Source organism: Pseudoalteromonas rhizosphaerae, from assembly GCF_028885455.1.
GTDB classification, from domain to species: domain Bacteria; phylum Pseudomonadota; class Gammaproteobacteria; order Enterobacterales; family Alteromonadaceae; genus Pseudoalteromonas; species Pseudoalteromonas rhizosphaerae.
The window spans coordinates 5,094,883-5,108,759 of the sequence record NZ_CP118496.1 but is presented as its reverse complement, the minus strand read 5'-3'; the positions used below and the strand labels follow the sequence as shown (position 1 = coordinate 5,108,759).

Genomic DNA, 13,877 nt, shown 5'->3' with positions numbered 1-13,877 from the left:
GAAAAGTATGGTCTAAACTCATTGTAGATGCAGCGTAAGGTTTTGGTGATTGGGCAGTTCCATATAGTGAAGAGTATGAGGAGTTCTTAAAATCACATCTAGCAAATCGCGAAGATAACAATATATATGGTAATGTGTGTATTGATATGGACTCTTATCTGTATACAATTCAGGTCGCGATATCATTAGAGGAATTAGCTGTATGCTCATAAAAGCTTATCAATCGAAATTACGCAGCGAACGATACATTCAAGAATTAAGATATGCCTGTAGAACTTATTTGGTTCAGGAGGGGGTAAACTCCAGGACGCAGCATGCATTGTTAACGGGTGATAGAAATTTAGATATGGAAAAATATAAAGAACAAGTTATTTCTAGAATGGTTTATCGAAGAGCTGCTATGGATAAGCAGACTATATCTGAAAAGTTGGATAATCAGGCTAGCGACTCTCCGAAAGCAGAGAAGTTAGCAAGGTCTGTATTTGGCCTATCTACGTATAGGAATTTATAGTGCATATAGTTATTATACCATCTTGGTATCCAGAATATGAGGGAGATATTGATGGTAGCTTTTTTAGAGAGCAAACACTCGCACTAAATCAGTTTATTGATCTGGTTGGTTTGATATACCCACAGATGCGGAGCTTTTCTGCTCTAAAAAAAGGGAAGGTAAAATCGTGTATTTCAATAGAAGAAGATTCAGGTTTTCCTACATATAGGTTTCATTTCACGAACTTAACTCCAGGTTTTACTAGTTTAACCCTTAAATCATGGATTAAAAAGGGTGAGCAGTTATTTTTGAATTATGTTAAGGAACATGGATTCCCTGATGTTTTACACGCCCATTCCTTATACAAAGCTGGCTTTTTAGCGGAGCATCTCAGTAGGAAATATAATATACCTTTTGTTGTCACTGAACATATATCAGCTTATGCTAAAGGGGAAGTATCAAGTAAAGATATTAATCTAGGAAAGGCTGTAATCAATAACGCCAGTGCTTGTGTAGCTGTTAGCGAAGAGTTTAGAACTTTACTGAATGAAAGGTTTGACACTAACAAATGGTCCTTTATACCAAATATAGTGAGTGATGAGTTTTTTTCCTACGATGTTAATAGTGTTAAATCGGACGCAGATAGAGAGTTTGTTTTTATAAATGTTTGCGGGCATCATTATATAAAAAGGCTTGATGTATTAATTAACGCATTTAATTTTGCTCTGAAGCTGCTTCCAAATATAAAACTTCTTATAGGTGGGGATGGCCCTGAAACTAACTCCCTTAAAAAACTTGTTAATGATTTGCACCTACATGAAAAGGTAGAGTTTTTAGGTAGATTGAGTCGAAGTCAAGTCCAATACCATGTTTTTGAATCCGATGCTTTTGTTTTATCAAGTGAGTATGAGACGTTTGGTGTTGTTGTTGCTGAAGCTTTAGCTCTAGGTAAGCCTGTGGTATCAACTAAGTCTGGTGGGCCTGAAAGCATAATAAATGACGAAGTCGGCTTGTTAGTTGATAAAAACTCTCCAGAGCTTTTAGCTCAGGCAATGATAGAGCTTTATGAGCAGCGTCGATTTTATGACCCTGTAAAAATAAGGGCATACAGTCAGAATAGGTTTAGTCAGAAATCTGTTGTTAAACAATTGATTAAAACCTACCAAGCAGCATTAGCTAATAATGAATAAAGCAAAGATTATGGGTTATGCTCTAGGCCCCTTAGGGGCTGCGGCTCTAGGCTTCATTTCATTGCCTTTACTTACTTGGTTTTACCCTGTTGAGGATATCGGTAAGATATCTATGCTTATGCTTGTTATGAATTTTGGGATCCTGACCTTTTGTTTTGGGTTAGATCAAGCATATATAAGAGAGTATCACGAAGTAAGCTCTAAACCCGCATTATTACGTCTTGTTGCTTTCCCTTCAGTCATTGCCGTGTGCTTCTTTGCTCTTTTGTTATTAGGAACAGACCCCTCTTATATCTCAGCTGCTTTATATGGTAATGACAGTAATTATTTAGCATTTTTGACAGTTTTGTGTGTTGTTGCTGCATTGTTTTCTCGTTATTTATCATTGATATTGAGAATGCAGGAGAGAGCAATTGAGTATTCGTTAAGTCAGTTACTGCCAAAATTAATTTTTTTATTATGTGTTGTTTATGTAATTTTAAGTGAGCTACCGAAGAATTATGATAGCTTGATAACAGCACAGTTTGCATCAATATTTGCTGTTTTAATCGTGCTACTTTGGAGTACTCGCCGTGAATTGTATTTTTCATTCACAGATGAACCTTCAGAGTTAAAATTAGTAACATTGTTCAATTTTGGTTTCCCCCTGATGTTAGGTGGTTTTGCTGCTTTTGGCTTGCAAGTTATGGATAAAGTTTTTTTGCGCACGATGTCGAATTTTGACGAGTTGGGTGTTTACTCTGTCACTGTTAGTATTGCAGCCGTTGCGAGTATCTTCGCAAGTATTTTTAACTTGATTTGGTCTCCTATGGTATACAAATGGACCTCTGAGGGTAATTTAGACTTTGGTGTGGTTGATAACATATCCGAGCATTTGTTGGCGGCTGTTTTCTTTGTTATGGCCTTAGCTGGAACTTTTTCTTTTGTACTTCCTTATTTTCTTCCTAGTGAATATGTTGCGATACAAAGTCTAATTACGACGTGTCTCATTGCCCCCTTATTTTATACACTTTCAGAAACAACAGCGATTGGAATTACACTAAATAGAAAGACACACTTGGCTATGTGGGCTTCACTTCTTGCGTTAAGTGTGAATGCATGTGGTAACTATTTATTAGTGGATGGGCTTGGCGCGCAAGGTGCGGCAATATCAACAGCGCTAGCTTTTGCGGTGTTCTATGTAGTGCGAACTGAATTTTCAAGACAAGTGTGGCGTAATATGCCAACGTTGAAGACTTATACGATAATGTGTTTATTATTAGTGACTTCAATTTTACATTGCATTTATTGGCAGCAAAGCCTTGTAGGAAATATAGTATGGAGTATTTTATTGCTTCTAGGTATTTTCCTGTTCAATAATTCAGTTGTTTTAGTATTAAATATGCTTAAACAGTTAACATGCAACTTCTATTACAAAAATAGATAACTAATTAGCAGCAATTATGAATGAAATAAATTTAACAATTATAATCTATAGTAATCTCTCAATTGCTGGGGGAGGACGTGAAACTTGGCTTGCTAATTTTATAAATTCAAAAGAGCTCCTATCTTCGTTTAAATCACTTACTGTACTCAGTGCTACCTCAAGCAAGGAGCTAGGTACCCCAATTAAGTTTCCTGATAATATCATTCATAAATCAATTGATGTATCTCATGTAAACAATATAAAAAGGATTGCTAATTTCTCTAAGTTTTGCGCTAAATTTGTTAAACAGGTTGATAGGGAGGGGGAAAAGCATGTTGTTATCTGTCTAGGTTCTTACATTGAAAGTATTGCGGGTTTTTTTGCTTGTAAAAATACTCGTGCTTGTAGAATTACTTGGATAAGGGGGGTGTTAGAAAAAGAGTTAGCCCAAAGGCACTCTGGTGCCATACTTGAAGTATTTAAGTTTTTAGAAGTATTCTTATTAAAAAGGAATCAATTGGTGCTTTCTAATGGTAAAGATACAGCCGCTTTTTACGAAGAGAAAGGTATCGCGTCAGAAGTTGTGAATAATGGTATTCACTTAAATAATTTTTATCAATCGCAGACCGGTGAAAAAATTAGGCTAGGATTTGTTGGTAGACTGAATCTAGAAAAAGGGATTGATTACTTCACCGACTGTTTGAGTGAACTCACTAATGAAAAAAATCTAGAGGTAATTGTTGCAGGTGACGGTTCCCAAAAAGAAATCTTACAGAGAGTCCAAAAACAGCTGAAGGGAAAAGTTAATATTAGTTATTTGGGGGTTGTTGATAACTATAAAATTCCGGAGTTATTGGCTCATTTAGATATAAGTTGTCATTTAACGGGAACTAAAATTTTAGGAGGGGGCGGTGTGTCCCACTCTTTAATAGAAGCTATGGTATCTGGTAATAGAGTTATTTGTTGGGATAATGAGATATTTAGGCAAGTAGAAGGATTTCAAAACTTTTTTTCTGCAAAAGAAGGGTCTAAAGATGAGCTATTGCGCTGTTTGAGGGCTGCAATTCAAAATGCTAGAGATGAGAAAGGGCCTTCACAAGCAATGATAGATGCAGCTCAAGGTTACTCTTTTTATTCACATATTCAGCGTTTTCTAGAAATAGTAAATAAGCATATAAAACTTTGAGGTCAAAAAGTTGTTAATTGCTCAGCAGCAAAAAATAGAGCTAAAGAAATTAGTTCCCTACTTATTTAGTAGCAAGCTCGTATTTGTTACGCTTTTTTGTGTATTAGTATTGCCTATATTTGATTCTATGACGGGGGCGTTTTTTAAGTTAAAAATAATGGGGGAAGGTGGGCTCGCGACTCCATCGCAACTAGGGCGCCTGTTAATACTAGGGCTGTTATTTTTCTTTGTATTTTCCTCAGAGAAGGTCCCCACCCAAATTAAAAAGCGAATTCTATATTTAACGACTTTTTTCTTAATAGCTGAAAGCTTAGTTGCAATCTTGCATATGGGGTTAATGCCTTATATTTCAGGTATTGTGTTTTTTAGTAAAATTCTCTTCTGTATTTTGGCTTATGTATTTTTTAAAAGCTGGGTTATTGAAGAGCTAGTTTATTATGATTTATTTTTCCGTTTAGTGATTGCTTATGGTGTAGTGGTTGCTTTTCTATTATCAAGTGCCTTTATTAGTGGCTTTCATATCTCTAATTACGGTAGTAAGTTCGCGACTCGGGGGTTGTTTGTTTCTGGTAATGGTGTTGGAGTTACCATTGGCACTTGTACACTACTTGCTCTTTATTACTCATTTATAACAAAGCAAAAACTATTTTATTTTTTAGGCGTATTTATGATTTTCAGTACTGTTATTATTGGTACTAAAACAGCGCTACTTTTTGCTTTACTAAGTTCTATTTTATTTTTTATTATTAGTCTTAAGTTCTTCCCCTGCTCCTCTCTTATTCTCTCCATTCTTATTGGTATCTACGTGGTCCCTGTTGTGATAGATGCACTAAGTTTAGTTTTTGAGAATATAATTAATAAGTTTAATATGATAGAGGACAAAACAGTTTTGTTATCTAGCTCTAGGGATGTGTTTATTTACAATGCATTTTATAAAGTTGACTGGAATGGCTGTTTTAGCGTTAGGTTACTTTTTGGTGGTGGAGCCTATTTTGCCTATGAAGATCTCACTTTTTTATCAGAAGTTAAAAGAAAGACATTAGAGAATGATTTCTTCGAGCTATTTTTTAGTTATGGTGTTGTTGCTGCATTTACTTATCTTATCCTTGGAGTTACTACTATAGTTAATGGTGCTTTGAAAGGTCGGTACTTTTTAACGTTTTGCTTTTTCTTGGTATTTTTACACTCAGTGTTGGCTGGCCATGTGTTGTTTAATGGTACCTCTTCAATAATATTGGTTTTTTTATTGTTGTTAATTAATGCCAGATACCACCCAATTAAGATAAGGTCTCTAAAATCTTGAAAATCTCAGTAGTTATACCTCTCTTTAATAAAGAGCAATATATAGAACGCTGTTTGAAGTCAATTCAGGCGCAAACTTATCAAAATTTTGAAATTATTGTTATTGATGATGGTTCAACAGATCAAGGCGCTGAATTAGTTAGAGCGTTAGGGCTTTCTAAATTGAGATTAATTTCTCAACCTAATGGAGGCGTATCTAAAGCAAGGAACCATGGTATAGACAAAGCAAATGGTGAATGGATTGCTTTTATTGATGCTGATGATTATTGGAAACCAGACTTTTTACTAGAAATGATTAACTTGATTGAAAAGTTTCCTTATGTTTCATTATGCTGTAGTGCGTATAGTTTTAAAAGTCGGGCAGGAGTAAAGTTAGCCCGTATCTGTGTGCCTGGAGAGGGGAAGTATCGACTTATAGATAACTACTTTTATAGTACATGCCGTGGGAATCTACCAGTTACAGCTTCATCAGTTGTAATTAAGAAGGTTGTACTTGAAACAATAGGGGGATTTCCCGTAGGTTGGAAAATGGGCGAAGATATTTTTGTATGGATTTATATTTCTATAAGTTACCAGCTTGCCATATGTATGAAGAATTTGGCTGTTTACGATGAAAGTGATTCAGGAAGTGCTACTAAGGTTAATCAAGTGTTAGAAGTGTTGCCGCATGTAAAATCATTAGAAGAGTGGATCCGTAGTGGACAAGTTTCCAGTAAGCAGGTTAGAGATGCAAAAGAATTAGTCCATCGAAGTTATATTTTTACTGCGCTCCAAAATCTAAAACTTGGGAAAAAAAAGGAATCAAGACGAATTATTCAGAGCGATGGGGTTCGCTTTGGCTTGCATTACATTGCAGTTTTATTGTTAAGTTTGCTCCCGAGTAAATTACTATGTTGGCTTTTTCGAGAGTCAAATTAAGCGTGAGACAATAATTGAAAGTTATCGTATAATATCACCCTTCGGAGTTGGGGGGGGTACGCATGGCAAATAATTTCACTAAATTAAATAATAAGTTCTCATCAAAGAAAGACTGGCAAGAGAAAGTAAAGCAACTTACTTATTCAAATAATGATTCAGATAAGATTATAGCAACATTCGTAAATCCTTATTCATATCCGATACTTCAAGATGAGCCTGAGCTTTGGCAAGCATTTAACATGATCTTTTCTGATGGTTTATTACACACAAAATTGCACAATATTTTTTGTGAAAATAAAATTGACAGGGTCAGTTTTGATCTATCTTCAATAGCTAAAGATACTTTATTAAGAGCGCAAGAACAACGACTAAAGGTTGCATTTATCGGTGGGAAACCAGAGCATGCAGTTGCTTTGCCAGCTAAATTATTCGTTCTTTTCCCAAATTTAATCATTTCCTATTGTAGGGATGGTTATTTTGATCTGAAAGATGAAAAGCAACGCTGCTTTACTGAACTAGATAATTGTACCCCAGATATAATTATTGTTGGCATGGGAACCCCTCTCCAAGAACAATTTTTATTGCAATGTGTTGAAAGAGTTAAATCTGCGAGGGAGTTTTATACTTGTGGTGGCTTTTTAGAGCAAACAGCAACAAAAGGGGATTATTACCACCCCTTAGTAAAAAAATTAGGCTTACGCTGGTTGCAAAGGGCAATTATGCACAAACACGTACGCGACCGCTTAATTCGTGATTACCCGCAGTTTATAGTTAAATACTGTATGTCCCATTTTAAATAGTAATATAACCCCATTAAACATGAAAAGTTTTAATGGGGTTTTTATAGACATTGGCCTAAAGTAGCACGTATAATCCTATCGCTTTAGCAAGAATAACAATAGTTAGCAGGCGTAAAGTCAGTATTTTAGGGATTGATATGGATAGTTGGTACTTATTATTTTGTAAATCGAGGCAAGAAGCACGCGCCCAAATTAATTTGCAAAACCAAGGGATTGAAGCGTTTTTTCCGCAGTTAGAAAAACACCAGCTAGTTAAAGGCCGTCGTACTTTTAAGAAATCCGTGGTATTCCCAAATTATTTATTTGTTCGCTTAAATGCAAAAACATGCAACTTCGCTGCGGTAAAAAATACCCGTGGTATCAGTGGTTTTGTTTCGTATGGCGCATCTTATCAATTAGTTCCAGATCTACTTAATCAACGAATTAAAAAATCTCCAACTAACGCAAGATATTAACAGTTTACCGGAATCCGGTGATTTAGTGTGTCTAAATAATGGATCATTTAAAGACATACAAGCAATATTTAAAGAGCCAGACGGTGACATGCGCAGCATATTGTTAGTCAGCCTGCTCAATAAAGAAATAGAATTGAGTGTAAATAATAGCGACGTAAAAAAAGTAGGGTAATTTGCACTAATTATAGGCTGTAAGCGCTAAGTTTTAGGTTGGGCTTAGCTTAAAAAATAGAAAAATAGAGGCTCTAGGAAGTAAAGAATAATATATTTTTGACATTCTAACTTGAAACAGAGTTTATCAGTACGTAGGAACTGTAACCTAGGGGCGGAAGCGTGCTCACAGAGCTAGTAAAGCAATATTTTTAAACTAAAGCGAGAGAGGCTCTGTGAGGAAATTATAGCGCACAGAAAGTAGGCTTTGAGGGTGGCTAATGATCACGCTTAGTTCTGATGTTAATAAGTGGATTAATCAAATGACACAGAAATAGTGGCAATCATTTAGTTCAACAAGCGCAGTAAATGGCAGAAATGTTTGCGGTATAGTTCAAATTTATAAAAACTCGTAAGTAACACTAATAACTACAATGTTTGAATAATTTAGAATTTGTCACTCTTCGCGAAGATTGTTAACCGATTAACAAAAAAGTTAACTGCTTGTGCAGTAAACATGCAACCAACCTTGCGCAGTAAGATTAGCCATGCTTTAATTAGCGAGCAAAAAATAACAGCAATATATTTAAAATAAGCTGACAGTTTTAGAATTTAATATTATTTTGGGAATAAACAATGGCGCTAAGCTGTAAAACACTTGTAGCATCTCTCACGTTGCTAACAATGACAGGTTGTACAATCATCCCCGGTAGCCATTTCGAAGGAATCGAATCGGGTGAGCAGACGAAAAACCTTGAGCAGGATCTTGAAAAAGTAAACATTCAAATTATTGACTCATCATTAATTTATCAGCAAAAACAAGCTCGCAAAATTAATAAGCCGCCTTCGAGTCTTAAGGGGGTGAACGTCAGTGATTACGAATACATACTAGGCGTCGGTGATGTCCTCACTATTGGTGTATGGGATCATCCAGAATTAACTATACCAGCGGCAGTTCAACGCACAGCTGAATTTGATGGTTTTCGCGTACAAGCTGACGGGACGATTACGTATGCATATGCGCCTAATATTCAAGCTGAAGGTAAAACAGTACAGCAAGTACACCGTGAGTTAGTCAAACGTTTAAGTCGTGTTATTGAGGATCCTCAGGTCGACATTAAGGTGGTTGGTTTTCGCAGCCAAAAAGCTTATGTAACTGGTGAGGTCAAACAGCCAGGTATCTTACCTGTTACAGAGATTCCTCTTACACTTGTCGATGCTTTAAACCAAGCCGGCGGCTTAACTGAAGCTGCTGATTGGCGGACAGTTACTTTTACCCGAGGTGACAAAACTGAAGTTATTAAACTGGATGATTTCTATGCACATGGTGATATTTCACAAAACCGCTTATTACAACATGGTGATATAGTGCATGTGAACCGTAACGATATGCAGCGCGTTTTTGTGTTAGGTGATGTTAAAAAAGCAGGCTCTGTTGATGTGAATCGTTATGGTTTAAACCTTGCTGAAGCACTCAGTAATTCAGGTGGTTTAAACGAAAACACCGCCGATGCTAACGGTGTGTTTGTTCTACGTAAACGTAATCTAGAAACTGATGGTGTTATTGCTGATGTATATCAATTGCATGCAAAGAATGTTGCGGCGTTAGTGTTAGCTGAGCAATTTGCATTACAGCCACATGATATCGTATACGTAACATCCGCACCGCTTGCCCGTTGGAACCGTGTAATTAGCTTATTATTACCGTCAATCGCGACTGTTGATTCAATTGATGGCCTAACAGCAACAAACTGAGGATAACGATGTTTGATTCTATCTTAGTGGTGTGTGCAGGTAATATTTGCCGTAGTCCCACTGCTGAATACGTATTAAAACGTAAATTAGTAGGTAAAGATATCAGAGTATCGTCTGCTGGTTTAACTGCTTTAGAAGGTAAACCAGCAGATGCGACAGCAAAGCAGATTGCTGCAACTTATGGTATAAATATGGATGATCATCAGGGGCAGCAGCTGACATCTGGTCTGGTTGCACAAAATAGTGTAATTTTAGTCATGGAGCAGCGACATCTAATTGACCTTTGTACCCGCTACCCTGAAGCGCGCGGAAAAACCTTCTTACTCGGTAAATGGTTAGGCGATAAAGAAGTGCCCGATCCATATCGGCAGAGTCTAGAAGCGTTTGAACACGTTTATGCATTAATCGATAGCGCCTGTAGCGCTTGGCAAAAGTATTTATAAGGATAGGCTAGTACATGAATGCTCAGCCCACTGCATTGGCAGAAAATAAACAAAATCGACTGTCTAATAAAGAGACACAAGCAAGCCAAGAAATAGATTTAATGGCACTTTTAGGAGCATTGATAGATCGTAAATATTTTATAATCGCTTTCACAACCGTGTTTATGGTTATTGGGGTTGTTTATGCGGTGTTTTCGACCCCAGTATACCAAGCAACTGCGATGATACAGGTTGAAGAGAGTGGCGGATCAGTCCCTGGTTTTGATGATATGTCAGGTATGTTTGAAAGTACCTCAGACGCAGTGACAGAAATTGAGTTATTAAAATCACGCTCAGTCATTGGTGAGGCTGTTGATACCTTGCGTCTTAATGTAGAAGCTGAACCAAATTTATTCCCATTAATTGGTAATCGTGCGTTTCGTAAGTTTAGCCCTATTAGCGAAGGTGAGTTAGCTAAGCCTAGTTTTGGGGCTAGTTCATATGCTTGGGGCGGTGAGAGTATTGACATATTTAGGTTTGATGTGCCCCCCTCAGCTGTTGGAGTTAAATTTACGCTTGCGGCGCAAGAAAACAACTCAGTAGTATTATTAAATAATGATGGTGAACAGATATTAGCTGGTAAAGTAGGCCAAGAGTTAATAAATGGCAAATTTAAATTAACGGTACGTAGTTTAAATGCTCATGTGGGTACTGAGTTTACAATCAAGCGTAAAGATCGGTTGAATACTGTTTTAGACTTACAGGCTGCAATTAGTGCCAGCGAAAAGGGTAAAGATTCTGGTATCATTAACTTAAGTCTACAGAGCGAAAATCCACATTATGCTGAAAAAGTACTTGATAAAGTCGCAAGCATTTATGTTAGGCGTAATGTGGAGCGTAATTCGGCAGAAGCACAAAAGTCACTTGAATTCTTAGAAGTTCAATTACCAGAGATTAAAAAGCAATTAGAGTTTGCTGAGCAGCGCTTTAACGATTATCAAATTAAGCGCCAATCAATTAATATTACCTTAGAAACTCAGGGTGTATTAGAACAAGTAGTTAAACTTGAAACTAAATTACAAGAGCTTGAACTCAAGCGCTTAGAAATGAGTCGTAAGTTTAAAAAGGACCATCCAACTTACCAAGGTTTAGTTGAACAAATCAGCGCAGTTAATGAGCAGAAAAAGGAACTCGTTGGTGAAGTAGGTAATTTACCGGAGACTCAGCAGGAGCTATTACGCTTAAAGCGTGATGTAGAAGTAAGTAATCAAATTTACACCATGCTACTTGGTAAAACGCAAGAGCTTGACATAGTGCGTGCAGGGACTGTAGGTAATGTGCGTATTATTGATTTTGCCGAAGTAAATATTTCAAAGCCCGTTAAGCCAAAAAAATCACTTATTGTGATTATGGCAACTATGTTGGGTGGCATGATAGCTGTCGCTATTGTACTTGTGCAAAAAGCGATGCATAAAGGCGTTGAAGATCCGAATGAGATAGAGGCAATTGGCCTGCCAGTATATGCCAGCGTACCCTACTCAGATTATCAAGATAAACTCACTGGCTTTAGTAAAGCGCTTAAAAATAAAATCAATAAACCTAAATCTATATTAGCGCTTGATAACCCAGCTGACTTATCAATTGAGGCACTGCGCAGCCTGCGTACGAGCTTACACTTTGCAATGATGGAAGCTAAAAATAATCTAGTTGCCATATCAGGCCCAAGCCCAGGTGTGGGTAAATCGTTTATATCTGTAAACCTTGCTGCCGTGCTTGCACAAAGCGGTAAAAAAGTACTGATCATCGATGCCGATATGCGTAAAGGCTACTTACAAACCCAGTTTGGCTTAAAGTGGGATGATGGTTTGAGTGATTACCTATCAGGGCGTTTAAACCTTGAGCAAGTAACCAAGCCAAGCACTGTAGAAGGGTTGAGTGTCATTACCCGTGGGCAAATTCCACCAAACCCATCAGAGTTATTAATGCACAGTAACTTTAGTAAGTTAGTTGATGAGGTAAGTGCGGCGTACGATATAGTAATAGTAGATACACCGCCTATTTTAGCGGTAACTGATCCGGCAATTGTTAGTGCTCACACTGGCACAACACTACTAGTAACGCGTTTTGGCCAAAACCATATTAAAGAGATTGAGTTCACTCGTAATCGTTTTGAACAAAATGGTATTGATGTAAAAGGTGTCGTGTTTAATGGTGTGCTCAAAAAAGCAAGTAACGCTTATGGCTATTACGGTTACTACAACTACGAGTATAAGTCAGATAAATGAAGATGTAGGTGCCTGAGATGACATGAGCTAGTAAAGCCAAATTTAGTATTAACCTTTCATCCAGAAGAGTATATACAGAAGCGGGACTATCTATCACTTAAAAGTCAAAGGTTAGGCGTATAGATTAGAAGCATAAATATAAGGCAGCTTAACTACCTTTTTATCTTTGTCTTAAAACCTAGAATTAAACAGCTAAAAATTATTAAATTTAACATCAAGAGAGTATTAAAAATGCACGATTCATTAACGGACCTGAAGATTGGCATCATAGGTTTAGGTTACGTAGGTCTTCCATTAGCAGTTGAATTCGGTAAAAAGTATCCGGTATTGGGCTTTGACATAAATCAAAAGCGCGTGGGCGAGTTAGATAGCGGGCATGATGCTACATTAGAAGTTAGTGATAGCGAACTTTTAGATGTAAAAAATCTGACTTTCTCTTGCAACAAACAAGATTTAGCCGATTGTAATGTGTATATAGTTACAGTACCAACCCCGATTGATGATAGTAATGCGCCTGATTTAACGCCTCTTCGCAAAGCATCTGAATTGCTTGGTGAGTTTGTTAACAAGGGGGATGTCGTTATCTATGAATCAACCGTATATCCAGGTGCAACAGAGGAAGTTTGTTTACCGATTATTGAAAAAGTATCTGGGCTTGTGTTTAACCAAGATTTTTTTGCTGGATATTCTCCAGAACGAATTAATCCAGGTGATAAGATTAATACCTTAACAAAAATAATGAAAATTACATCAGGCTCTACACCAGAAGTTGGTCAGTTTGTAAATAATTTATATAGCTCAATTATTACGGCAGGTACGCATTTAGCTGGCTCTATGAAAGTGGCTGAAGCAGCAAAGGTGATTGAGAATACACAGCGAGACTTGAATATAGCTATCGTTAACGAATTTGCAAAAATATTTAATCGTCTAGGTATTGATACTGAAGAGGTGTTAAGTGCTGCGGGTACAAAGTGGAATTTTTTAAAGTTTAAACCGGGTTTAGTTGGTGGGCATTGTATTAGTGTTGATCCTTATTATTTAACCCATAAAGCGCAAGAGGTAGGCTACCGACCAGAAGTCATTTTAGCTGGTCGCCGTATTAATGATGGTATGGGGGAGTATGTAGCCACTCAATTAGTAAAAAAATTATCAAGTAAAAAAATCCATGTTGATGAAGCTAAAGTGCTAGTTTTAGGTTTTACCTTCAAAGGTGATTGCCCAGATGTACGCAACACGAAAATTATCGATATTGTAAACGAGTTAAAAGATTTTAACATGAGTGTTGATGTGTATGATGACTGGGCGACTCCTGCAGAGGTTGAACATGAATACGGCTTATCATTAATTGGTTCATTAAAAGAAAATCAGTACGATGGAATTGTTTTGGCCGTCGATCACAGTGAGTTTAAAGAGATGGGTGTTGAAGCTATCCGCAAGTTAGGTAAAGATAAACATGTTTTATACGACGTAAAACATGTGTTTGGTCCTAAAGACTCTGACATTAGATTATAATAAAGGA

At 37.0% G+C, this 13,877-nt stretch carries 12 protein-coding genes; all 12 read left to right on the top strand.

Features of this window, described 5'->3' with window-relative positions:
- Positions 1-202 precede the first annotated feature (202 nt).
- Positions 203-511 carry a hypothetical protein gene (locus PVK79_RS22305; RefSeq protein WP_257324844.1) on the top strand — a complete coding sequence of 103 codons (309 nt, stop codon included), beginning with the start codon at positions 203-205 and terminating at the stop codon, positions 509-511.
- Positions 511-1,680, top strand: a complete 1,170-nt coding sequence (locus PVK79_RS22300) for a glycosyltransferase (protein ID WP_257324843.1) — start codon at positions 511-513, stop codon at positions 1,678-1,680. The genes PVK79_RS22305 and PVK79_RS22300 overlap by 1 nt, the downstream gene beginning before the upstream one ends.
- Positions 1,673-3,106, top strand: a complete 1,434-nt coding sequence (locus PVK79_RS22295) for a lipopolysaccharide biosynthesis protein (protein WP_257324841.1) — start codon at positions 1,673-1,675, stop codon at positions 3,104-3,106. The genes PVK79_RS22300 and PVK79_RS22295 overlap by 8 nt, the downstream gene beginning before the upstream one ends.
- A 16-nt stretch (positions 3,107-3,122) precedes the next feature.
- Complete coding sequence (locus tag PVK79_RS22290) at positions 3,123-4,271, top strand: glycosyltransferase (RefSeq protein WP_257324839.1); 1,149 nt, start codon at positions 3,123-3,125, stop codon at positions 4,269-4,271.
- A 10-nt stretch (positions 4,272-4,281) separates the two neighbouring features.
- Positions 4,282-5,574 carry an O-antigen polymerase gene (locus tag PVK79_RS22285; RefSeq protein WP_257324838.1) on the top strand — a complete coding sequence of 431 codons (1,293 nt, stop codon included), beginning with the start codon at positions 4,282-4,284 and terminating at the stop codon, positions 5,572-5,574.
- On the top strand, positions 5,571-6,491 hold the full coding sequence (locus PVK79_RS22280; RefSeq protein ID WP_257324836.1) for a glycosyltransferase family 2 protein: 921 nt from the start codon (positions 5,571-5,573) through the stop codon (positions 6,489-6,491). The genes PVK79_RS22285 and PVK79_RS22280 overlap by 4 nt, the downstream gene beginning before the upstream one ends.
- 62 nt (positions 6,492-6,553) lie before the next feature.
- Positions 6,554-7,291 carry a WecB/TagA/CpsF family glycosyltransferase gene (locus PVK79_RS22275; RefSeq protein ID WP_257324834.1) on the top strand — a complete coding sequence of 246 codons (738 nt, stop codon included), beginning with the start codon at positions 6,554-6,556 and terminating at the stop codon, positions 7,289-7,291.
- A gap of 137 nt (positions 7,292-7,428) precedes the next feature.
- Entirely contained in the window at positions 7,429-7,746 is a 318-nt protein-coding gene (locus tag PVK79_RS23485; RefSeq protein ID WP_338052586.1) for a transcriptional activator RfaH, read from the top strand.
- 786 nt (positions 7,747-8,532) lie between these two features.
- Positions 8,533-9,651 (top strand): polysaccharide export protein, encoded by a 1,119-nt coding sequence (locus tag PVK79_RS22265; protein WP_257324832.1) that lies wholly within the window; start codon positions 8,533-8,535, stop codon positions 9,649-9,651.
- Positions 9,652-9,659: 8 nt separating this feature from the next.
- Positions 9,660-10,094, top strand: a complete 435-nt coding sequence (locus PVK79_RS22260; protein ID WP_257324831.1) for a low molecular weight protein-tyrosine-phosphatase — start codon at positions 9,660-9,662, stop codon at positions 10,092-10,094.
- Positions 10,095-10,108: 14 nt separating this feature from the next.
- Complete coding sequence (locus PVK79_RS22255; RefSeq protein ID WP_257324829.1) at positions 10,109-12,358, top strand: polysaccharide biosynthesis tyrosine autokinase; 2,250 nt, start codon at positions 10,109-10,111, stop codon at positions 12,356-12,358.
- Positions 12,359-12,589: 231 nt separating this feature from the next.
- Entirely contained in the window at positions 12,590-13,870 is a 1,281-nt protein-coding gene (gene tviB, locus PVK79_RS22250) for a Vi polysaccharide biosynthesis UDP-N-acetylglucosamine C-6 dehydrogenase TviB (protein WP_257324827.1), read from the top strand.
- Positions 13,871-13,877: the final 7 nt, after the last annotated feature.